The following is a 21,525-nucleotide window of genomic DNA, read 5'->3' on the forward strand; positions in this document are numbered from 1 at the left end:
CAATTAAGCCCTATCGCCTCAACCCAAACAATTCCAAGGCCGAGTCCCTGACGCCGGCCTTGTCCAGCGAGGCAAGGCCGGCCTCGAAGAGGGCGTTCCATTTCGGGCCGCGGCCCTTGAGGTCTTGGTGTGCCTCGGCCAGGGAATCGGGGGCGTCCTGCATCAGGAGTATCAGGAGTTGTTCGGCCTGGAGCAGGTCTTTTCGTTTCTTTGCGGTTTCGACGGCGCTTCTGCGCTGGGAGATTATCAGCTTGTGGAGGGCGAACCGGGCGGGTGCGGGCGTGTGGGTCAATGCGCCGCCCCCGACAAGGAGCACGGTTTCGACGGGATCGGCGATCAGGTAGTCCAGAAATCGTTGCGGGTGCCCGTGGGTTTTGAGTTTGCGTGCAGGAATGGGACCTCTGGGAGGGCCGGAAAAGGGCATCAGCACATCAAGGCGAATCTTGTCCTTGTTGATGTAGGAAACAGGCGGCGTCCTGGGGTCCAGTCCCGGAACGGCGTCAAAGGTCGGGTCGAGTGACTTGAGGACATCGAGCAGCGGGGGGCTGGAGGTCTCTTCTGTAACGGCAAGGGAGATCGAATCGGCCTGCGTCATGTCCACATCTTGCGTGTAGAAAGCCGCCTGGCCGAACTTCGCCCCGAGCATGGCGCCGTATGCCTGGAAGGCGATGGTTCCCACGAGAATCGCTTTTTCCAGAGTCCCGGCCTCGTGAAGACCCAGAAGCAGATTGGCGACCTTCCCGGTGGGGGCGGTGACCCCTGCGGATTTGAGGGTGCTGATGATCTCCGCCCGGTTCGCATAGCCTGCCTTGGCCGATTCGAATGCGGCCACTCTTTCGGCAACCCTGGCATCGCCCACCGGCCCGATGTATTCCCGCTGCTGGTACTTCACAGGAGTCGTCCGCCGACTCATCTGGAAATACCAGTGCTCCTGGCCATCGACAGGCACGGTCACGATGCTGCCGCTCAAGGGCCAGAGTCCCGGATCGCGGGGCTCTGCCCTGCACTGGTCCACCAACTCGGCGTACAGGCTGTGGGTTATGATGGGCAACCGTTTCATGGGGGCACTATACTTCATTTTTTGTTTGAAGTATAGCGGCGTGTGAAAAAAATGTAGAGGCTGTCCGGCGCGTGTTCTCTCCCATGGCTCATGGTGCGGCCGCTCCCCCTCCTACTCCCCCACATACTCCCAGCTCTCTCCCTCGGGGTCGATCTCGGGCAGGGTGCAGGCCGGGATGGTGACCACACGGTTGCCCTGGCCCCGGTCGAGGACCAGGGGGGGGGTGCCCACCAGGACGTTGGCCGTGCCGCCGAGGAAGACCTGGCTGGTGATGCCAGTGAACTCGCCAAGCTCGGTCCAGGCAAAGGTGTTGGCCGTGGCCGAAAGGGCCTCGAAGGGGTGGCAGTAAACGGCGTAGCGCGCCTGGCCGCGCACCCGGTTGTTGGCGAAGAAGCCGCGCGAGCCGGTCTGGATGATGCCGCGCGCCTCGGAGCCGCCGCCCATGAGGATGTCGTTGCAGGTGGCCACGATGTCGTTGGCGTAGAGCAGCAGGCCGGACGAGCCGTCGCCCCGGGCCTCGATGCGGTTGCCGGTCAGGGCGATGCGGTTGTTGCGGGCAAAGTCCGCGCCGCCTGTCGTGTCGGCGTACCATCCGGCCACGATGCCGTTGGGGCCGTACTTGTGCGGGTATTCGATGCCGCTGTCTGCGGTGACGATGCGGTTGGAATCAATGGCGATGGCTCCCTGTCCCTTGGTGCCGAGCGCGTTGTCCAGCACCTCGATGCCGCCCCGCGAAACCCTGTGAATCATGTTGCCCCGGATGACCATGTCCGCGCCGGTGGTGCCGCTGGCCACCACGCCGAATCCGGCAGTGCGCTGCGGCTCGTCCGTTTCCATGAGAAATCGGTTGTCCTCGATGCGGATGGCGCCGGTGGCCGCGTCCCTGATGGGCCTGCCCGGCGAGTCGAGCCGGTTGCCCACCACCACGCCCGCCTGGAAGCGCAACGAATCGCCGCCGGACCAGCGCACGGCCAGCTCCTGGGGGGTGACGCGGGCCACGGTGCAGCCGCGCAGGTCGAGCCCGCCCACATGGGGGAAGTGGAGCGGGGTACCCTTGGCCCCCTCGAAGCGGATGGAGCGGATGACCACCAGCGGTCCCTTGCCCGCCGGGGGCGCGCCCTTGACCGGCAGGGGCGAGTGGAAGGTCCAGAACCCGCCGATGATCCGGGTCAGAGGCTCGCCGATGGAATCCGCCTCGCCCTGGATGCGCGTGTCGCGCGAGATGCGCACCCGTCCGTCCGGCCCGAAGTTGAAGGTGCCGCGCAGGATGACCTGGCCGCCCTGGTCCACGGCGGCCTGGACGTTCTGCACGTCCTGCCCCGGGTTGCCCGTGCCGGTGACGATGCGGTTGGCCCGGGCGGGCAGGGCCGCCAGCAGGAACGCGAGGAATAGGACGAGGGCGGGGGCAAGGGGGGGCATTGGTCCTCCTGTCAGGCATTGGCGGTCGGGATCGGAAGTCCCTTATTACATGGTTCGGCAAATATTCTCAAATGGCTTCGAGGGGCATGGTGCGCATTGTCCGACATCGTCGAGGGATTATTATTTCCTGCGGCCGCTTGCCCTGGTTGCCCGGATTGGCGTAATCAAAGAATAATCGACAAGTGTCTGCCGTGTGAAGAAGCCCGCTCGATGAAATTGGGCGGCGTCGGGAGGATCAGCGATGCGTTTGAGCACCAGGATGACGTTGATGCAGGTGGTCACCGTGACCGCCGCCATTGTGGCCCTGTGCTGGGTCTTCATCAACCAGATGACCGGGTACGCGGAAAGCGAGATGGAGAACTTCCGCCGTCAGGCAATCGCGGACGAGGAAATCAAGCTGAAGGATTTCGTGCAGATGGCCGAGGGAGTCATCAAAGGCTACCACGACCGTTCACAGGACCTCGATGCCCTCAAGGAGTCCAAGCGGGTGGAACTCAAGCGCGTGGTGGACGCGGTGCACGGCCAGCTTGAGGCCCTGCGCGACCGGGGCAGGGGAACCATGAACCGGCGCGAAATGCTCGACGCCCTGGCCGACATCGTGCTCCCGGCCCGGTACGACGGCGACAACTACGTCTGGGTCAACGACCTCGACAGCGTCATGCTCGCCCATCCCACGCTCATGGGCAGGGACGCCAGCGACCTGCGGGACAGCCACGGGGCCTATGTCATCCGCGACATGGCCGAGGTGGCCCGGCGCGATGGCGAGGGCATGACCGTCTACTGGTGGGCCAGGCCGGGCGAGACCGAGCCCAAGCTCAAGATTTCCTATGTCAGACTCGTGTCCGGCACCGACTGGGTGGTGGGCACCGGCGCGTGGATCGAGGACATCACGGCCGAGATGCGGGCCGAGGCCCTGGCCGAGGTGGCCAAGATGCGCCAGAGCGACGGCAACTACTTCTGGATCACCGATCTCGATACGCGGATGGTCATGCATCCCCTCAGCCCGCAGCTCGACGGCACCGACGTCTCCGGCTTCCGCGACGCCCAGGGCAAGACCCTGTTCGTGGACATGACCCGGGTTGCCCGGAGCGACGGCGAAGGGTTTGTGGACTATTCCTGGGCCAAGCCAGGCCGGGATGGGGCCGTGCCCAAGCTCTCCTATGTCCGGCTGTTCCAGCCGTGGGGATGGATATTGGGCATGGGCGTGTACCTCGACGACATCGACGATGCCGTTCGGGCCAAGCAGCAGTCCCTTGATGCGACCATAGACGCCATGCTGCTGCTGGTCATCGGGGTGTCCGCCGTGCTGGCCCTGTTCGGGGTGGGCGCGGGCATCCTGGGTTCGCGCTCGGTCACGGGCACCATCGGCGGCGAGCCTGTGGATATCGCGGGCATCGCGGCCCGCGTCTCGGGCGGCGACCTGACCATCGCCTCGGCCGAGGGAGGCAAGGCGCGCGGCATCCTCAAGTCCATGCGCGAGATGGCGACCAACCTGAGCGGCGTGGTGGCCGAGGTCCAGGCGGCCACGGACAATGTGGCCAGCGGCAGCGAGGAGCTGTCGGCCGCATCCGAGACCCTGTCGCAATCCACGGTGGAGCAGGCCGCGTCCATCGAGGAGGTTTCGGCCTCCCTGGTGGAGATCGTGGGCTCCATCCGCAAGAACGCCGAAAACGCCGAGGCCACGAGCCGCATCGCGGCCAACACCAACCAGGACATCGAGGCGGGTGGCGAGGCCGTGCGCAAGACCGTGACCGCCATGCGCGAGATCGCGGACAAGATCGTCTTCATCGAGGAGATCGCCCGGCAGACCAACCTGCTGGCGCTGAACGCTGCCATTGAGGCGGCCCGGGCCGGTGAGCAGGGCAAGGGATTCGCCGTGGTCGCGGCCGAGGTGCGCAAGCTGGCCGAGCGTAGCGCGGACACGGCCCAGGAGATTCGCGGGCTGTCGTCGGACAGCGTGCTGGTGGCAGAAAAGACGGGCGAACTCTTCGACAGGCTGACCCCGGAGATCGCCCGCACCGCAGACCTGATCAAGGAGGTGGCCGAGGTTTGTGCTGAGCAGAACCACGGCGTGAGCCAGATCGAGCGGGCCATGCAGCAGCTCGATACCGTGATCCAGCAGAACGCCATGGCCTCGGAGGAGATGGCCTCCACCTCGCAGGAGCTGGCCGGTCAGGCTGCTGCCCTGCAGGAGGCGATGCGCTATTTCCGTGTGGATACGGACGAGGGGCCAGTCAAAGTCAGTCGCGCACCGCGACCGGCCCTGCCCGGCCCGGTGCAATAGCCCGGCTGCTGATCAGTATCCCCGGTGGGGCGGCACCGGGCGGGAGTGGCGGATGAAGGGTCTCGACCGGGCGTTTTCGCGGTCCTGGTCGAGCACGGCCCTGGCGATGGCCTCGCAGGCCGCGCCGAGGTCGCCGTCGCCGTCCTTGATGTCGCGCACCAGGGTTTTGAGGGTCCGGGCGATGACCGGCTGGCCCGCCCAGTCGGGATAGCGCGACCACAGTTCGGCCGCCCCCTCGCGATCGCCCAGTCTGGCCGCGGCGTATCCGGCGTGGAGCCAGGCGTCGGGAATGTCCCTGGCCGCCAGGGCGCGGCGCAGCAGGCGCAGGCCGTCCGCATTGCGGCCCACCCGCACCAGGCAGATGCCCGCCATGGTCAGGTCCGAGGGGCGCGCCTCGCGTCCTTCCCTGTCCAGAGCGGCCAAGTGTTCGTCATAGGCCAGCGCGCCACGGCCAAAGCACGCCTCGGCCACGGCGAAATCCCCGCGCAACTCGGCCCCCCGGCCGCGCTCGAAGTTCCGCTGGCCGGTGCGCCTGGGGCTGCGCCAGGGAGGCATCAGTGACGAGAAAAAACCCATGGCCGACCATAGCGCGTCGGGTGGCCTGGAGCAACCAGCTGGGGCAACCGGCCGGGGCAACTGGTCGGGCCACGGTCTCACGCTACAGCGCGGCCAGATCAGGCGGTGTTCTGGTGGGGCGAAAAGGGGTGATGGCCTCCGCCCGGCTCCCCTGCCGGACCGGGCGGAGGCTTGGGAATTCGGATCAGGCGCGCTGGCCGTCGATGGAGTAGCCCATTTCGCTGGCCATGAACTGGAGCGGGCGGACGTCGCGCGTCACTTTCATGATTTCGAGCAGGGTCTCGGCCCCGAGTTTGGCGCTGGCGTCAAAGGGATTGATCTCGCGCATCAGCGTGGAATAGGGCTTGTTGATTTTGGCGGCCACATCCTTGGCCTGGATGCCGCTGTCGAGAATGCAGTCCTGAACAACCTTGGTCACGTTCTTCTCAAACATATCTTCCTCCACATGATGATGCCGCTCTCGGGCGCGAATGACTCTGCCCGCTGGCTCTGCCCACGGACTTTGCCCACATAGAGCAACCCGCGTGCCAAGATGTGCCGGCGGATGCGGTTGTCTACTATTTCTAATGGATATAACGAGTTGATGATACCTCCAGTGGAGCCTGATTGTGGCCGGGAGGTGAGGATGTGTCGCGTTTTATGCGACATGTCGCGACACTTGTGTCACAACTGTCGCAATCGCGACACTTGGCAAACGAAGAGGGAGCCGCCGAAGCGGCTCCCTCTGAGGGGGGAGGCCCGTTATACGGGCTGCCCGAACCATGTACACAGGCTGTCAGGGGTGTGGGTTGCGGTCCATTCCTCGGTGCCGTTTGGAGGTGTTCGGCCGGTTCGGGCTTAAGAGTTGGAATCCTTGGCCCAATCCTGGGCCCAGGACTTCCAGGACTCGATGTACGGGTGCCAGCACTGGCGTCCGATGATCACGTCGAAAATCTTGGAAAAATTGATGCTGGAAAACATGACGCTCTCCTTATGCATGCCGTGGGGTGCCGGGGTGTGAATCCATCAGGGCCTTGGCCGTGCCGGGCATTGTGTCATCAGCGGCCTCGGCATGCGCTGCTTGCAGGCTGCGTACCACGTGGCGGATGGTCTCGTCGCAGAGCCCTTCGCTGCCAAAAGGGGTCAGGAGAGTGGTGCGGACGCTGCCTATGATGTTTCCGTAGATGATGAGCGCGGTATCCTCCACCGGAAGCGGACGGATGGTGCCGTCGGCCATGCCCCGGCTGACGCAACGGGCGAGCACGTCGATGAAGTGCCTGAACTTGGCCGCCACCTTGGTGACGTCCACCGAGGGCTCCATGTGGCTGAACGGCGAGCAGCGCAGCAGGATGGGGAAGCGGTTGCGATGCCGCTCGGTGAAGGCGAAGTAGGTCTTCATGTAGCTTTCCACGCACTCAAGGCCGGTTCCGTCGCCAGCCACGGCTTCTTCGAGCCGGACATAGAGGCGGTCGGCCATGTCAAACCCGGCGGCCAGGAACAGGTCCTGCTTGCTCCCGAAATAATGGGAGACAAGCCCGAAGGACACCTGAGCGCGTTCGGCCACGTCCTTGACCGTGGTGGCCGAGAAACCTTGGTGGCCGAAGGCCTCCTGGGCTGCCCTGAGTATCGCTTCCTTCTTGGTCATGCCTGTCTCTGTTGTCCTGGTTTGAACCTGAACTGATTGCTCAATCAGTCTACGGTTCATCAATAGATTGATTGTGCAATCAATGTCAAGGGGAATGTGTCGAATTTTCCCTTGGGCGGGCAGGGAGGCCCATCGGAAATGCGCGTCTGCAACGGCGGGTGCCCGCCAGGGGCCGAAAAAGATGCTTGCCTGGATGGCCCGGGAACGGTAGTGAGTGCGCCGCCAGGGCGAGACCCGGCCAATCCATCTTTCGGGAGTTTCCATGTCATTGAGCATCGGTATCGTCGGGCTGCCCAACGTGGGCAAGTCCACTCTCTTCAACGCCCTGACCAGGGCGCAAAACGCCGAGAGCGCCAACTACGCGTTTTGCACCATCGAACCCAACAAGGCCGTGGTGCCGGTTCCTGATCCCCGGTTGCAGGCTCTGGCCGATCTGGTCCGGCCCCAGCGGGTGCAGCACTCCACGGTGGATTTCGTGGACATCGCCGGGCTGGTGGCCGGGGCGAGCCGGGGCGAGGGGCTTGGCAACAAGTTCCTGGGCACCATCCGCGAGGCCCGGGCCATCCTGCACGTGGTCCGCTGCTTCGAGGACGACGACGTCATCCATGTGGCCAATTCCGTGGACCCCCTGCGCGACATCGAGATCATCGAGACCGAGCTGCTGCTGGCCGATGTCCAGGTGCTTGAGGCGCGCATCGGGCGCATGGAGAAGCAGCTCAAGGGCGACAAGGGGCTAGGGGCGACCCTGGAGGCGGCGCGGCGCTTGCTGGCCCACCTCGACGGGGGCGAACCGGCGTCCACCTTTGGCGAACAGTCCAGGGCGCTGGACGAATTGCTGGCCGAGCTGCGCCTGATCACGGCCAAGCAGGTCATCTACTGTGCCAATGTGGATGAGGAGGGCGTGGCCGAGGACAACGAGCATGTCCGCCGGGTGCGCGGGTTGGCCGCTGGGCGGGGTGCGGAGTTCGTCAAGATTTCCGCCAAGATGGAAGAGGAACTGGTGGTCCTTGCAGAGGACGAGTACCAGGAGTTCATGGAGTCCTACGGCATCGCCGAATCCGGCCTGGACCAGATCGTGCGCACCGGGTTCGGCTGCCTGGGGCTGATCAGCTATTTCACGGCCGGGGTCAAGGAAGTGCGCGCCTGGACCATCTGCGAGGGCGACAAGGCTCCCCGGGCCGCAGCCGCCATCCACACCGATTTCGAGCGCGGCTTCATCCGGGCCGAGGTCATCGGCTACGACCAGTTCGTGGAGCACGGCTCCGAGGCCAAATGCCGGGCCGCGGGCGCCCTGCGCGTGGAAGGCAAGGAGTACGTGGTCCGCGACGGTGACGTGGTCCACTTTCTCTTCAACGTTTGATCCCGGTCCATCCGCCCAAGAAGAGGCCCCGGCCGCAGATGCGGTCGGGGCCCTTGTCGTTTCATGGACGGGCGGGCTAGTCGTCGAAGTCGCCCTTGGGGCCTTTGTCGGTGTCGATTTCCGCAGCGCGGGCCTTGATTTTCTCCTCTGTCCAGTCGGCCGGGTCCTCGAAGAAGTCCACCTTGGGGCCGAGGTCGTGGGAGCCAGCCTTGACGATCAGTTCGCAGGCGATGGGCGCTGTGTCGGCGGCGTTGAACACGTCCACCAGCAGGTGGTGGACAAAGTCTTCCACAGCCCCGGCCATGCGCTCGCGCACGCGCTTGTTCTGCCCCTGCCAGCGGCGCTCAAAAGTCAGGTTGAGCTTTTTGTAGTCGCCGCCCTTGATCTTTTTCTCGTCGGCGTAGGCCACCATTTCGGCCCACAGGGAGTCCTCGACGCCCTGGCCCGAGATTTTGTCGAAGCGGCCGTCCTCGGTCATGATGGCGTTGCCGAAGTCGTTGACGCGCACGCCCCAGGAGATCATTTGCAGGGCAGTGGCCACATTGGCCTTGGTGGTGCTGGTCCCGGCCGCGATCTCGCGCAGGCGCTGCGAGTCGTTGCCCGAGGTGCCGTGCTGGGCGCCCGAGGTGCCGTAGGGGGCCAGCGCCTTGTGGATTTCAGCGGTCAGCTCCACCTGGATGCCGGTGCCCGAGGCCTCGATGCCGTGGGTGGTGCCGTTGTTCAGGGCGATCCAGTCCGGGCACAGGCCGTGGGCGTTGAGGCCCTGGCACAGGTACTTGGCCTCCACCGGGGTGGACAGGCCGAAGGACCCCTTGATCTCGCCGATCTCGGTTTCGTAGCCCGCCCAGGAGGGGATGGTGGAGGAGACAGCGATGTTGGCCAGCAGGTTGAGGTCGTCGGTCATGTGCGAGGCGTCGATGGCGATGGAGGTGATGCCCGTGTCAAAGAGGGAGGGGATCTCGGCCTTGGCCTCGGCCACGTCGTCCCATTTCTTCATGAAGTAGTGGTCGGCGTGGACAGCCACGGGCACGGTGATGCCGAGCATGTTGCACAGGTAGTCCACGCGCCGGGCGATGTTCCACAGGGTGGTCGGGCAGTAGGTGGCCTCGCTGCGGGCGATCTCGATGATGATGGCCGCGTTGGCCTTCTGGGCGGCCCGCAGCGCTCCCTCGATGATGAAGATGTTGCGGCCGTTGGCGGCGATGGTCATGGCACCGCCCTTTTCGAGCATGGCCCGGTCGATCACCTTGCCGCTGACGATGAGGGCTTCGGAATGGGGAAAATTCTGAACCACGTTCGGCGGCCGACCGACGGAGAGCGCTTTTCTGAAAAGATCCTGGGACATGCCCTTCCTCCTTGGAAAGTTTGTGTGCAACAGCCAAAATACAACGAATTGTCCCGGAAAGTCAAAATGCTTCGTCGGCATTCCCGGTCGGCGGCCGCAGGTATCCGGCCCTTCCCGCCATGGCGCGGCAAGGCCGGGGTGTCCGGCGGATGGCTACATGGTGGCTTCGGGGCGGCGGTCGGGTTCGGCGGCCGCTGCCTTGGCCGGGGATTCCGGCCGCGGCGCCTCCATGGGCATCAGGGTGTAGCCCAGCTCCCGGGCCATGAATTCGAGCACCGAGACATTGCGTGTGGTCTTGACGATCTCGAACATGGTCTCGGCCCCCAGCTTGGCGTGGACATCAAAGGGATTGAGTTCCCGCAGCAGGGTCGAATAGGGTTTCTTGATCTTCTTGCACACCAGCTTGGCGGGAATGCGGCCTTCGAGCACCACGTCCTGAACCTTCTTGGTCAAACTCTTCTCAAACATGTCATACCCCCCACATGTTGGAATTTGCGGTCTAGTATCAATTATTAGCCGCAATCGGAGTTTTTCGTCAACGAAAATCAAGATGGCATAAAAAAAACGCCCGATGAAACAGGGCGGATGGGGAGAGGGGGGGGGAGTGGGGTTGCTCGTTTTGCTGATTATCCGGTGTCGTGGCGCAGGGCGAAACAGACGGTGAGTTCGTTGGCCTCGCCGGTGCGGGCGTAGCGGCAATGATCGCTCATGGTGGTCACCAGCAGGATGCCCAGCCCGCCCACGGGCCGCTGCTCCATGGTTGTCCCGGTGTCTGGCGCGGGCGCGGCCAGGGGGTCGAAGGGCGCGCCCCAGTCGCGGATCAGGCAGCAGAATTGCCCGTCGCGCACCGCGCACTCGACCTCGAAGGTTCCCTGGCGGCCGCCATAGGCGTGGTTGGCCACGTTGACCAGGATCTCCTCCAGCACAAGGTCAAGGCGCGGCAGCGCGGCCGGGTCGAGTCCGGCGTCTGCGGCCAGGGGCAGGACATGGTCGCGGACCAGGGGCAGGCTTGCCAGGTCCGGGGTGGCGTCGAAGACCGGCATGGGGTCAGCCGGCCAGGGCGTCTTCCAGGGTGGGATGCATGGTGAACATGGCGGCGAAGCCCGAGACCACGAAGACCTCCTCCACCATGCCCGAGAGGTTGCAGAAGGCGAGGCTGCCCTGAGCGCCCTTGAGCTGCTTGGCGGCCGAGAGGATGCTGCGCAGCCCGGCGGAGCTGATGTATTCGAGGCCCGAGAGGTCGGCGATGACGTTGGTGTCGCCCGCCGCGAGCCACTGGCGGCACTGGGTGTCAAACTCCTGGGCGGTGATGGCGTCCATGCGTCCGGCCACGGTCACCACGAGTTTGTCCCCGTGCTTGCTGCTGCTGAATTCCATGAATGTCTCCTTTTATTTGTCACACTTGCCGCAGAACTGCATGGCGAGCATGGTGATGTCGTCCGATGGCTCGGCCCCGCGCGCAAAGGCGGCCACCGAGTCGTTGACGGTTTTGACCAGGGCCGGGGCGAACCGCTCCGGCATCTCGGCCACGGTGCGCATGAGCCGTTCATCGGAGTAGAGATCCTGCTCCGGGTTCATGGCCTCGGTCACGCCGTCGGTGTAGATGAAGAGGATGTCGCCCGGGGCCATGGTCATGGTCCGGGTGGAGTATTCCATGCCGTCCATGACTCCGGCCACCGGCTCGCCAAAGGGGGGAATCCAGCAGGGCTCGCCGCCGCAGGGCAGGTGGATGGGCGGGTTGTGCCCCGCGTTGGCGTAGCGGGTTTCGCCGGTTTCGATGTCGATGATGGCCAGGAACAGGGTGACGAACATGCACGACTCGTTTTCCGAGGCCAGATCGGCGTTGACCTTGGTCAGGATCTGGCCGGGGTCGAGGCCCTTCTCGGCCACCACCTTGAGCAGGGTCTTGGTCACGGCCATGAAGAAGGCGGCTGGCACGCCCTTGCCCGACACATCACCCACCAGGAAGCAGAAATGGGTGTCGTCCACGAAGAAGAAGTCGTAGAGGTCGCCGCCCACTTCCTTGGCCGGTTCGATGGAGGCAAAGACCTCGAACTCGGTGCGGTCAGGGAAGGCCGGGAAGAGCTTGGGCAGGATGCCCATCTGTATCTCCCGGGCGATGCGCAGCTCGGACTCGATGCGCTCCTTGGCCGCCGTGGCGGTGGTCAGGTTGGCGATGTACTCCTTGAGGGAGTTTGTCATGACCTTGAAGGAACCGGCCAGATCGCCCACCTCGTCGTTGGTGCGCACCTCGGGCAGCATCAGGTCGAGGTTGCCCGAGGCGATCTCAAGGGCCGACTGCGACAGTTCGGTCAGGGGCCGGGTGATGCGCCGGGCTATGTAGATGATGACCAGCGCCAGGAGCGCGAATCCGGTCAGGCCGATGAGGGCCATGACGTTGGAGAGCTTGTGGACCTCGGCCAGCATTTCGGACCTGGGGAAGAGTACGCCCAGAGACCAGCCGCCGTACTCGAGGCCGGTGTGGAAGAGATAGCGCTCGTTGCCGAAGATGCTCTCGTCGATGCGGACAAAGGCGTTCTTGCCCTCGATCATGTCGCGGCCCACCTGCCGGAATTCCGGGGTCTCCATCTCTTCGGCCAAGGAGAAGATGGTGTGGTTCATGATCAGCTTGCGGTTGGGATGGGCGATGAAGGTGCCGTGGCGCGAGAGCAGGAAGGCGAACCCCGTGTCGAAGATGCGGATGTCGTCGAGCATGTCCTGGAGCCACTCCAGGGAGATGTCCGCCGTGACCACGCCCGCAAAGACCTTCTTGCCGTCCTGGTTGCGGAAGAAGGGCACGGCGTAGGTGGCCATGACCACGCCCCCGCCGCCCTGGTCGTTGTAGGGCTCTGTCCACACGGCCTGCTCAAGCTCCTTGGGCAGCTGGTACCAGTCCATGTAGAAATAGCGGTAGTCCGGGCTGCCGAGCATGGTGAAGGCGATGCGCCCGCCCGAGCGGAAGTGGTAGGGCGCGAAATAGAGCCGCTCCGGCTCCTGGGTATAGGGCTCGAAGGCGATGGCCATGCCGAAGATTTCTGGATTGTTGGCGATGACGCGCTTGTTGAGGTTGAGGATGTCCTCGCGGCTTAAGGAGGCGTCTTCCAGGGAGTAGGCGATGTTGTTGGCCACCTTTTGCACCGAGAGCAGGACCGAGTCGATGCGGCTGGCCGTCTCCTGGGCCAGATGGCGCGAGTTGGTCTCGGACTGGCGCAGGATGATGGCGCGCGAGTAGGCGTAGTTGTAGGCCACGATGGCCGCGAGGATGACGAAGGCGCAGGACAGGATGAGGGCCGCGAGGCGGAAGGCGATGCCGTGTCGTTTCATCGGACCGGTCCCCTGTAGAATTCGGGGAAGATGGGCGCGTCATCGACAAAGCCCGTCTCCATGAGGGTGGTCCTGACCCGCTCGTAGTCCTCCTGGCGCAGCACGCCCATGGCGGGCACCTTGTCCGAGAGGATGATGTTCTCCATGCGCCTGAGCATCCAGCGCTGATGGGGGCGGTTGGCCGGCACCCCGGCCCGGTCCATGCGCGCCATGACCGCGTCCAGCGCCTCCTCGCGGTGGGCAAAGGCGTACTGCCAGCCCCGTACCGTGGCCCGGACCACGGCCAGGGGCAGCGTTGGCCGGGCGTTGGCCGTGCGCTCCAGGCAGTAGATGCCGTCCTCCGGGAAGTCGAGGCCGTGGTTGCTGAAGAAGATGGGGCGCAGGTCGTCCTCCTCGAGGCCGTAGGAGAGCAGGGTGTGGTATTCGTTGTACCACATGCCCGACGCGGCCTGGACCCCGCCGCGCATGAACAGGTCAAGCGAGTCGGACTGCGGGACCACGGTCACCTTCAGCCCGCGCTGGCGGAACAGGGCGCGCGCCTGGATCTGGAATTCGTTGGCCCACAGGCCGACCTTCTTGCCGTCCAGGTCGTCCACGGTTTCGATGTTGTCGCTGGCCCTGGTGATGAGCATCAATGCCGAGTGCTGCACGAACTGGCCCACGTTGACGATGGGCAGGGTGGCGCGGCGCTGGATGGCCGTGCTCAGGAACATGGTGGCAAAGTCGGCCCGGCCCGCTTCGAGCAGTTCGCTGGCCAGCACGTCCGGGCCGCCGTGGATGAGGGTGATATCCACGCCCTCGGCCTCGTAGAAGCCCTTGTCCACGGCCATGTAGAACCCGGCGAACTGGGCCTGTGGCAGCCATTGCAGCACGATGGAGGTCTTGTCCAGCGCCCTGGCCGGGGCGGCCAGAAGCAGCAGGGCAAGCAGGACCAGGGTCGCGGCGCGTGTGTATCCGGGGAAATGGCCCATGGTCAGCGCCCCACCGTCTTGTCGAATTCGTCCATTTTGTCCTGCCAGGTCTTGTCTCCGACCTTGCCCTTCCAACCCAGGCGCGGGTCCACCTGGACGATGAGGGTTTCCTGCATCACGGTGTGGGTGGCGTAGCGATGGCGGGTCAGCTTGCGCACCGCAGTCATGAACAGGTCCCGGGGCATGCCCAGGGTCTTGCCCGCGCCGTCGAGGTCCACCACTATGTAGTTGTTGAACTTGACGTTGGCCAGCAGGAAGCTGAGCACCTTGCGGTCGCTGTTGTCCAGATTTGGGTCGCCGGTGAGGCGAAGGAGCATCTCCTGGTTGCTGACGATGGAGCGGTTGGCCTCGATGACCGGCCTGATCCGGTCCGGGTCGTCGGCGATGGCGGCCACGCCTCCATCGAGGAAGGCGTAATCGTAATAGCCATAGGATTCGAGAAAATACTGGAGCCAGCGCACCTGGCTGCCCACGGCGTCGAAGAAGAGCAGCCGCTTCTCGGTCCAGATGCGCGAGACCACAAGGGTCAGCAGCGGATCAAGGGCGATGGGCCTGATGCCGTCGATGTCGGGAATCACGTCGCGCTGGAATGGGTCGCGGATGTCGATGACCACGGCGTTGGGGTCCTTTGCGGCCTCGGCAAAGGCGTCGTAGGAGAGCACCCGCACCAGATAGTCGCGGGGCGGGATGACGCGCCCGGCCCGGGCCGGGGTCTCGCCCATGAGGGTGGCCTTGTCCGGGGCTGCGTCGATCCAGTCGAAGATGCCGCCGTCGTAGACAAAGACGTTGGTGAACCCCAGGGACAGGGCCACCTGGACTGCCTGATAGCTCTTGGCGCAGGTGTGGCCGTTGCAATAGAATGCCATGATGGTGTCCGACTCCCTGGGCCGGACCCGTTCGAGCTTGCCGCCGAAGTCGGGCTCGTTGAGGGGCAGGAGCACGGCCTTGTTGATCCGGGCCACGTCGTATTCAAGGCGCGAGCGGATGTCGAGGATGATGATCTCGTCGTATCCGGCCAGCACCTCGGCGGTGGTGATGTAGGGCACCTCGGGATAGTAGTGGCGCAGGGGAAAGCCCTCGGAGGCTCCGGCCCTGGTGGCGAATGTCGCCAGGGAGAGGGCAAGGGCCATGAGCAGCGCGGCCAGGAGGTGTGCGCGGCCGGGCGGCTGGATGGCGGAAAGGGCGATGTGCCGGGTCATGCCTGCCTCCGGCAGCTTTCTAGGAAGCGGGCGAAGAGGGCGTCGATGGAGTCCAGGCTGGCGGCCAGGGCGTGGTCGTCGTCGAAGAGATGCAGGCTGGTCCGGTGGCGGCGGGCGAAGCGCAGGGCGTTGTCCACCGGCACCACCTCGTCGCGCCAGCCGTGGATCACGGTGGCGGCGGCGGGCAGATTCGTGAAGTCGTCCACGGCGTAGCCGGGCAGGAAGAAGGCCGGGGCCAGCAGGAAGAGCCCGGCCACCTCGGCCCGGGCGCAGGCCGCTGCGGCCACGTATCCGCCCATGCTTGAACCGGCAAGGAGCACGGGGCGCTTTTCCCCGGCCAGGGCATGGGCCAGCCGTCCCACCCGCAGGTCCGGATCATCCAGATCCCGGAAGTCCATGGCTTCCATGGCGAGGCCGAGGCCCCTGGCGGTCTTGGCCAGGGCCGTGCTCTTGTGTCCCCACGGCTCGGCGAGGGAACCGTGGCACCAGATCAGGCGGGGGTCGGTCATTGTCGGCTCCTGCGCGGAACCTGCCGCGCGTGTTGCGCCTTGTATAGTACACTGCGCCTGATCGTTCAACCCATTACATCCTGGAGTCATCCACCTTTGGCAAGCTCCGGTCGCTGTCGGCGGTCACGGAGTCGGCCGAAGCATTGGATGGCCGCGCGAGCCGGACCAGGGTCTCGATGAGGGCGCTCTTTTTGATGGGCTTGGCCAGGTGGTGGTCCATGCCCGCCACCAGGCAGCGATCCACGTCGTCGCCCCCGGTGTGGGCGGTCAGGGCCACCACCGGAGTCCGGGCAAGGCCGTGTTCGTCTTCCCACTGCCTGATGGCTCGGGTGGCCTCGAACCCGTCCATGTCCGGCATCTGCACGTCCATGAGCACGAGGTCGAAGCCGCCGCCCCGGAAGAGGTCCAACCCCTCGCGTGCGTCCTCGGCCACGGTCAGCCGCCAGGGCGTGTCCTTGAGGTAGGTTCGGACCACGAAGGCGTTGTAGCGCGAGTCCTCGAACATCAGGATGGCGGCGGGCGGTCCGGGAGCGGTTCTGTCCGCGCCTTCGGGCATATCGGCGGAGCGGTCGGCCTCGGCACTCTGGGGCGCGGCAAAGACAATGGTGAAATGAAAGGTGCTGCCCCGGCCCGGCGAGCTTTCGGCCCAGATGCGGCCGCCCATCATGTGGACCAGCCGCTTGCTGATGGCCAGCCCCAACCCGGTGCCGCCATGGCGGCGGGTGGTGGTGTCGTTGGCCTGGGTGAAGGTGTCGAAAATGGTGGCCAGCTTGTCTGCCGGGATGCCGGGGCCGGTGTCCGAGATCGAGAACTGTGCGGCCATCCCGCCCTCGCGGCCCGGGGCGCGGGCCACGGCCAGCCGCACGGTGCCGCTGTCGGTGAACTTGACCGCGTTGTCCAGCAGGCAGCCGAGGACCTGCCTGAGTCTGGCCGGATCGCCGGTCAGCCTGTCGGGCACGTCCGGGGCCAGGGTGCAGACGAACTCCAGGGATTTGGCCGCAGCGCGGGATTCCACGGCGGCGCAGGCCTTGTCCACGGTCTCGGCCAGGCTGAAGGCGGTGCGCTCCAGGGTCATGTGCCCGGCCTCGATCCTGGCGAGGTCGATGAGGTCGTCGAGGATGTGGAGCAGGCTTTCGCCAGCGGTTCTGATGATCTGGACATAGCTTGTCTGGTCAGGGGGCAGGGGCGAGTCGCGCAGGATGTCGGCCATGCCGAGAATGGCGTTCATGGGGGTGCGGATTTCGTGGCTCATGCCCGAGAGGAACCGGCTCTTGGCCAGGTTGGCCGTTTCTGCCGCGAGTCTGGCGCTGTCCAGCTCGGCCAGGGCGCGGCTGAGGGAGGCGTTGTTGCGCTCCAGTTCCCCGGTGCGCTCGGCGACCATGCTCTCCAGGTGGGCGCGGTGGTCCGTGAGCCGCGCGTTGGCCTCCTGGAGATCGCTGATGAGGTGGCGCATGGCCTCGCGCATGTCGTCAAAGGCCCGGGAGAGATTGCGCAGCTCGCAGGCCGGGGCCAGTTCCACCGGGGTGTCCAGGTTGCCCCCGGCGATGGCCGCGGCGGATTGTTCGAGCTTGTGCAGCGGGATGAGCAGCCGCTTGCGGGCGAAATGGCGCGTGGCCTGGGTGATGATCAGGGTCAGGATCAGGCCCAGGGCCAGGGTGGAGCCCGCGTTGATCAGGATGTCCCGGTGCAGGGGGCCGGTGGAGACGATCAGGGTGAAGGTGCCGATGGCCTCGCCATGCCTGGAGATGGTTGCGGTCCTGGTCAGGGTCCGGGACAGGGGCGTCTCCCGGCCGCCGCTGGAGTGCCGCGTCCGCTCGGCCACCACCTCCTGCCCGGCGGTGACCCGGGCCATGATCACGGCCGGGTCCACCAGGATGGCGTCGAGGATGTCCCGGGCCGAACCGTGGTCCAGCTGCCAGACCGCAGTGGACAGGCCTGTTTCGGCCACGGCCAGGAGATTGGCGATGCGCCGGTCGAGCTGGCTGGCAAGGCTGTGGGCGTTCCAGGCGATGGTGGCCGCCGAGAAGACAAGGACCACGGCCGCGATCACGGCCGATTGGACCAGCATCACCCTGTGGCCCGGCACACGCCGGGGGCCGGTCATGGCCTCGGCTGTCTGGCTCGGTTGATTGAGCGCGCACATGGTCCCAGACTACGGGGTTGCGGCGGGCAGCGCAACAATGCGAGGCGAAATCGGGAGATTGTCACGACCTCGCCGCGTCAGACCCCTGCTGGCCGTTGAAAAAGTCCCACCATGCAGGCTGTTCAAAAATAGTGAGATGCGAGGCGCGAAAAAAGTTCAAGGCCGAAGCGTACTTCCTGTACGCGAGGATTTGATTCGGGCGTCGGCAGGGGCCGACGTCCAAATCCGCCGTCCTGCGGATTTGTGAACTTTTTGATAAGCTTTCTGTACGTCTCGAAGACTCGCCTACAGTCGCTTAACGTCCGCAGATTGCCGTTTTTCAACAGCCTGCTATTCCTTGCCCATGAGCGGCTTGTAGTACATGCCGATCTTGATGCGGTCCGTGGTGTACTGGCTCTTGAGCTTGATGCGCAGGGTGTCGTTGTCCCACTGGTAGATGTCCCAGCCGCCGTCCTTCTTGTGGTCGGGCAGGCCGTATTCGTCCATGAGCAGGGCGATGACGTCCCCCACGTCCCTGGCTTTGTCGATCTCCACAATGGTGGTGTAAAGCCTGTTGTTCCTGAAGCCGTAGGTGACGCGGGTGTCCTCGATCTTCGAGAGGCCGCAGGCCTCGACCTTGGTCACGCGGTAGTAGTGGACCCCGTCGCCAACATGGGAGAATTCGATCTGCTCCACGGCCGAGATAGGCTCGCCCCAGGGGATGGCGTTGCACTCCCCGCTCTGGGCCGCGGCCCCGGACGCGGCGAGCAGGAAGATCATCAGGACGAGGGGCGCGCAAACAGCGTTCTTCAAACCGGTTTCCTCCATTGCAGTCCTATGGCACGCCTTGTGCCATGGCATGCACTTTTACGGTTGCGCGCTTTCGTGTCAACCGGTTTGCGCAAACCGGCGGCAAGGCGGAAGCGCAGGGGGCAAATCTTTGCGGAAAATCCACTGTTTTTGCTGGAAACGACCACTGGTTCGTTGTATGACCCCCGCATGGACTTCAACTGGCTTCTCAACGAGTGCTCCGATCCCCACACCCTGGAGCGGCTCTTCTATGTCGAGCGCTATGCGTGGCTCTCGCTTTCGCCCGACATGTGCGCCGTCATCTCGCTGGACGGCCAGTTCGAGGATGTCAACACCCACTGGGAGCGCACCACGGGCATCACCCGGGAGAAGCTTCAGGGCGCGTACCTCATCGAGCACATCCATTTCGACGACCGCGAGCGCGCCCTGGCCGACATGCAGCGGCTGATCACCTCGGACATCGGCTCCACCACCTTTTCCTTCCGCTTTCTGTGCAAGGGCGGCAAACATGTGGAGCTGAACTGGAACGTCATCTTCTCCCCCGACCACAACGCCTATTTCTGCACCGTGCTCGACCCGGGCCGCGATGCCGACCGGCTGGCCTACACCGACGTGCTCACAGGCCTGAAGAACCGGCTGGCCCTGGGCAAGGACCTGCCCGATGTCCTGGCCCAGGCCCGCGAGGCGGGATCGGGCGCGGCCGTGCTCTTCATCGACCTCGACGGCTTCAAGGCGGTCAACGACACCCTGGGCCACAAGGCGGGCGACACCCTGCTGGTGCGCGCCGCCCGGCGCATGAACTACGTCATCGGCCAGCAGGGCACGGCCTACCGGCCCGGCGGGGACGAGTTCGTCATCGTCCTGCCCCGGGCGGACCGGGACATGGCTGCAGGCATGGCCGGGCAACTGGTGGAGCGGCTGCGCGCCCAGTATGTCATTGAAGACGGACGGGTCGGCACGGGCGCGTCGCTGGGCATCGCCATGTTCCCGGCCGACGGGGAAGGCGTCGAGGACCTCATGGAGGCTGCGGACAAGGCCATGTATTCGGTCAAGCGCTGCGGCAAGAACAACTTCGCCTTTTTCGCAGGCGGGGAAGGCGACGAATCGGGCTGTCCGCAGGCCGACTGATCCCGCTCGCCCGTCACTTTCCGGCCCGCTTTACGGCCCACGTTCCGGTGTTCGTCAGGCGCTCAGCTTGGTGCCCGAGTAGGTGAAGGCCTTTTTGTCCATGGTGTAGTGGTCGCCCCGGTCGATGCCCACGGCCCGGCCGCAGGGGCACCACACCTTGCCATCGCGCTCCTCCATGTTCCACACCCTGTCGATGCGGTCCTTGTGGCAGCGATGCACCTCGCCCGGCCCGATCTTGCGGTATCGCCAAAGCTTGCCGCGGCAGGCCGCGCATCTGAGCACGAGCACGATTCAGCCCCGCTCGTAGGTCATGGTGTCCAGGGCCGGAAAATCGCCCAGCTTTCTGGCGATGCCCGCCTGGAGGAAGGAATCGACCCACCAGTAGATGTTGTTGCGGCGGATCTGGTCGCGCAGTCGGCTCATGTGGCGCTGGCGCTCCTCCCTGTCCCAGTGGAAGACCCGGTGCAGGGCCTTGGCCACGCCCTCCAGGTCGTAGGGGTTGACCAGATAGGCGTTTTTCTGGAGCTGGGCCGCAGCCCCGGCGAATTCGCTGAGCACCAGCGCGCCGTCCTCGTTCACGTTGCAGGCGCAGTATTCCTTGGCCACCAGGTTCATGCCGTCGCGCAGTGGAGTGACCAGGGCGGTATCGGCCGCCAGGTAGTATGCCGCCAGTTCGTCGGGCGGGAAGCTGCGGTAATGGTAGTGGACGGGCACCCAGCCCGGGAAGGAGAACTCGCCGTTGACCCGGCCCACCAGCTGCTCGATCTCGGTGCGCAGTTCCTTGTATTCGTCCACTTCCTCGCGGCTGGGCACCGCGATCTGGACGAAATTGACCTGTCCCTTGAGGTCCGGGTAGCGGTGCAGCATGGTCCGGATGGAGCGGATGCGCTCGGGGATGCCCTTGGTGTAGTCGAGCCGGTCCACGCCCAGGATGATCTTGCGGTGGCGCAGCGCCTCCTTGATGGCAAAGGCCCTGTCCGCCACCTCGGGCCGCCGGGCGATGTCTGCAAACTGGTTGTAGTCGATGGAGATGGGGAACGCGCCCACGCGCAGGCTGTTGTTGCCCATGTCCACCGTCACTACCGCGCCGCGCCCCGAGACCCTGGCCTCGGGCATGAGCCGATGCAGGCAGCTGGTGAAGTTGCGCCGATCCTGAAGGGTCTGGAAGCCCACGAGGTCGAACTCGGTCAGGGCCTGGATCAGCTTCCATCGCCAGGGCAGCTTCATGAAGATGTCCGGCGGCGGAAAGGGGATGTGCAGGAAGAAGCCGGTCTTGCGCTTGACCCCCATGCTCTTGAGGAAGAAGGCCTGGTGCATGAGGTGGTAGTCGTGAATCCAGATGTAGTCGTCCGGGGTGGTCTTGCGCGCCACCACCTCGGCGAACTTGAAGTTCACGTCGAGGTACATGCGCCAGTAGTCCGGGTCGAACCGGCAGCGGGTTTGCAGATCGTGAAACAGCGGCCAGATGATTTCGTTGGAAAAGCCGAAGTAGTAGCCTGCCACCTCGTCGGCGGTCAGGGGCACGGTGCACAGATCGTACCCGGCCTCGGAAGAGAAATCCGCCAGCAGTCCGGCAACGTCCGCTTCCGGGTTCGAGGTGCCGGACCAGCCTATCCACATGCCGCCCCGGTTGCGCAGCGCCGGGGCCAGGGCCGAGACCAGTCCGCCCGCCCCGGCCTTGACCTGCCAGCGGCCGTCCTCCAGGCTCAGGGCCGCTGGAAGGCGGTTGGAAACCACCACCAGTCGTCGTGTTTCCGATTCCATGGATTCCCCCGGTTGGTTTTCTTCTTTCTA

General features: G+C 65.1%; 21 protein-coding genes. 3 read left to right on the forward strand and 18 right to left on the reverse strand.

Features of this window, described 5'->3' with window-relative positions; genetic code table 11:
* Nucleotides 1-10: 10 nt before the first annotated feature.
* Together QQS14_RS14485 and QQS14_RS14490 are read right to left on the reverse strand one after the other, a co-directional pair.
* Entirely contained in the window at nucleotides 11-1,060 is a 1,050-nt protein-coding gene (locus QQS14_RS14485; protein ID WP_285907728.1) for a GSU2403 family nucleotidyltransferase fold protein, read from the reverse strand.
* Between the two features lie 111 nt (nucleotides 1,061-1,171).
* Nucleotides 1,172-2,479, reverse strand: coding sequence for a right-handed parallel beta-helix repeat-containing protein (locus tag QQS14_RS14490; RefSeq protein WP_285907729.1), 1,308 nt, complete (start codon nucleotides 2,477-2,479; stop codon nucleotides 1,172-1,174).
* Between the two features lie 241 nt (nucleotides 2,480-2,720).
* On the opposite strand from QQS14_RS14490, the gene QQS14_RS14495 reads away from it, so the two are divergent.
* Entirely contained in the window at nucleotides 2,721-4,763 is a 2,043-nt protein-coding gene (locus tag QQS14_RS14495) for a methyl-accepting chemotaxis protein (RefSeq protein WP_285907730.1), read from the forward strand.
* A gap of 12 nt (nucleotides 4,764-4,775) precedes the next feature.
* Here QQS14_RS14495 and QQS14_RS14500 read toward each other — a convergent pair whose 3' ends face one another.
* The 4 genes from QQS14_RS14500 to QQS14_RS14515 form a co-directional block, all read right to left on the reverse strand.
* The gene (locus tag QQS14_RS14500) at nucleotides 4,776-5,339 is read right to left on the reverse strand and encodes a hypothetical protein (protein WP_285907731.1); all 564 of its coding nucleotides are present in this window, start codon (nucleotides 5,337-5,339) and stop codon (nucleotides 4,776-4,778) included.
* Nucleotides 5,340-5,523: 184 nt separating this feature from the next.
* The gene (locus tag QQS14_RS14505; protein ID WP_285907732.1) at nucleotides 5,524-5,772 is read right to left on the reverse strand and encodes a phage regulatory CII family protein; all 249 of its coding nucleotides are present in this window, start codon (nucleotides 5,770-5,772) and stop codon (nucleotides 5,524-5,526) included.
* Between the two features lie 404 nt (nucleotides 5,773-6,176).
* A complete protein-coding gene (locus QQS14_RS14510) occupies nucleotides 6,177-6,299 on the reverse strand; it encodes a hypothetical protein (protein WP_285907733.1) in 123 nt (40 codons plus the stop codon).
* Nucleotides 6,300-6,309: 10 nt separating this feature from the next.
* Nucleotides 6,310-6,963: a TetR/AcrR family transcriptional regulator gene (locus QQS14_RS14515; RefSeq protein ID WP_285907734.1), complete on the reverse strand. Its 654-nt coding sequence runs from the start codon at nucleotides 6,961-6,963 to the stop codon at nucleotides 6,310-6,312.
* Nucleotides 6,964-7,225: 262 nt separating this feature from the next.
* Here QQS14_RS14515 and ychF point away from each other — a divergent pair, with 262 nt between their 5' ends.
* Complete coding sequence (gene ychF / locus QQS14_RS14520) at nucleotides 7,226-8,323, forward strand: redox-regulated ATPase YchF (RefSeq protein WP_285907735.1); 1,098 nt, start codon at nucleotides 7,226-7,228, stop codon at nucleotides 8,321-8,323.
* A gap of 76 nt (nucleotides 8,324-8,399) precedes the next feature.
* Here ychF and QQS14_RS14525 read toward each other — a convergent pair whose 3' ends face one another.
* The 10 genes from QQS14_RS14525 to QQS14_RS14570 all read right to left on the reverse strand — a co-directional run bounded on the left by QQS14_RS14525 (nucleotide 8,400) and on the right by QQS14_RS14570 (nucleotide 18,606).
* The gene (locus QQS14_RS14525) at nucleotides 8,400-9,668 is read right to left on the reverse strand and encodes a class II fructose-bisphosphate aldolase (protein WP_285907736.1); all 1,269 of its coding nucleotides are present in this window, start codon (nucleotides 9,666-9,668) and stop codon (nucleotides 8,400-8,402) included.
* A gap of 153 nt (nucleotides 9,669-9,821) precedes the next feature.
* Nucleotides 9,822-10,136, reverse strand: coding sequence for a phage regulatory CII family protein (locus QQS14_RS14530; RefSeq protein WP_285907737.1), 315 nt, complete (start codon nucleotides 10,134-10,136; stop codon nucleotides 9,822-9,824).
* A gap of 158 nt (nucleotides 10,137-10,294) precedes the next feature.
* A complete protein-coding gene (locus QQS14_RS14535; protein ID WP_285907738.1) occupies nucleotides 10,295-10,711 on the reverse strand; it encodes an ATP-binding protein in 417 nt (138 codons plus the stop codon).
* Nucleotides 10,712-10,715: 4 nt separating this feature from the next.
* Entirely contained in the window at nucleotides 10,716-11,045 is a 330-nt protein-coding gene (locus QQS14_RS14540) for an STAS domain-containing protein (protein WP_285907739.1), read from the reverse strand.
* Nucleotides 11,046-11,057: 12 nt separating this feature from the next.
* Nucleotides 11,058-12,992, reverse strand: coding sequence for a SpoIIE family protein phosphatase (locus tag QQS14_RS14545; RefSeq protein ID WP_285907740.1), 1,935 nt, complete (start codon nucleotides 12,990-12,992; stop codon nucleotides 11,058-11,060).
* Entirely contained in the window at nucleotides 12,989-13,963 is a 975-nt protein-coding gene (locus QQS14_RS14550; protein WP_285907741.1) for an ABC transporter substrate-binding protein, read from the reverse strand. Before QQS14_RS14550 ends, QQS14_RS14545 begins: the two co-directional genes overlap by 4 nt.
* Before the next feature lie 2 nt (nucleotides 13,964-13,965).
* The gene (locus QQS14_RS14555) at nucleotides 13,966-15,162 is read right to left on the reverse strand and encodes a rhodanese-like domain-containing protein (RefSeq protein WP_285907742.1); all 1,197 of its coding nucleotides are present in this window, start codon (nucleotides 15,160-15,162) and stop codon (nucleotides 13,966-13,968) included.
* The gene (locus tag QQS14_RS14560) at nucleotides 15,159-15,671 is read right to left on the reverse strand and encodes an alpha/beta fold hydrolase (protein ID WP_285907743.1); all 513 of its coding nucleotides are present in this window, start codon (nucleotides 15,669-15,671) and stop codon (nucleotides 15,159-15,161) included. Before QQS14_RS14560 ends, QQS14_RS14555 begins: the two co-directional genes overlap by 4 nt.
* Before the next feature lie 73 nt (nucleotides 15,672-15,744).
* Entirely contained in the window at nucleotides 15,745-17,814 is a 2,070-nt protein-coding gene (locus QQS14_RS14565) for an ATP-binding protein (RefSeq protein ID WP_285907744.1), read from the reverse strand.
* A gap of 330 nt (nucleotides 17,815-18,144) precedes the next feature.
* The gene (locus QQS14_RS14570) at nucleotides 18,145-18,606 is read right to left on the reverse strand and encodes a hypothetical protein (RefSeq protein WP_285907745.1); all 462 of its coding nucleotides are present in this window, start codon (nucleotides 18,604-18,606) and stop codon (nucleotides 18,145-18,147) included.
* Nucleotides 18,607-18,792: 186 nt separating this feature from the next.
* Between QQS14_RS14570 and QQS14_RS14575 the strand changes: the two genes are divergently transcribed.
* On the forward strand, nucleotides 18,793-19,731 hold the full coding sequence (locus QQS14_RS14575) for a sensor domain-containing diguanylate cyclase (RefSeq protein ID WP_285907746.1): 939 nt from the start codon (nucleotides 18,793-18,795) through the stop codon (nucleotides 19,729-19,731).
* 54 nt (nucleotides 19,732-19,785) lie between these two features.
* Here the strand turns inward: QQS14_RS14575 and QQS14_RS14580 are convergent, their stop codons facing one another.
* Together QQS14_RS14580 and QQS14_RS14585 are read right to left on the reverse strand one after the other, a co-directional pair.
* Complete coding sequence (locus tag QQS14_RS14580) at nucleotides 19,786-20,019, reverse strand: hypothetical protein (protein WP_285907747.1); 234 nt, start codon at nucleotides 20,017-20,019, stop codon at nucleotides 19,786-19,788.
* Between the two features lie 3 nt (nucleotides 20,020-20,022).
* Complete coding sequence (locus QQS14_RS14585; protein WP_285907748.1) at nucleotides 20,023-21,495, reverse strand: alpha,alpha-trehalose-phosphate synthase (UDP-forming); 1,473 nt, start codon at nucleotides 21,493-21,495, stop codon at nucleotides 20,023-20,025.
* Nucleotides 21,496-21,525 lie beyond the last annotated feature (30 nt).

It is taken from the genome of Pseudodesulfovibrio pelocollis, assembly GCF_030282845.1.
Lineage (GTDB): Bacteria > Desulfobacterota > Desulfovibrionia > Desulfovibrionales > Desulfovibrionaceae > Pseudodesulfovibrio > Pseudodesulfovibrio pelocollis.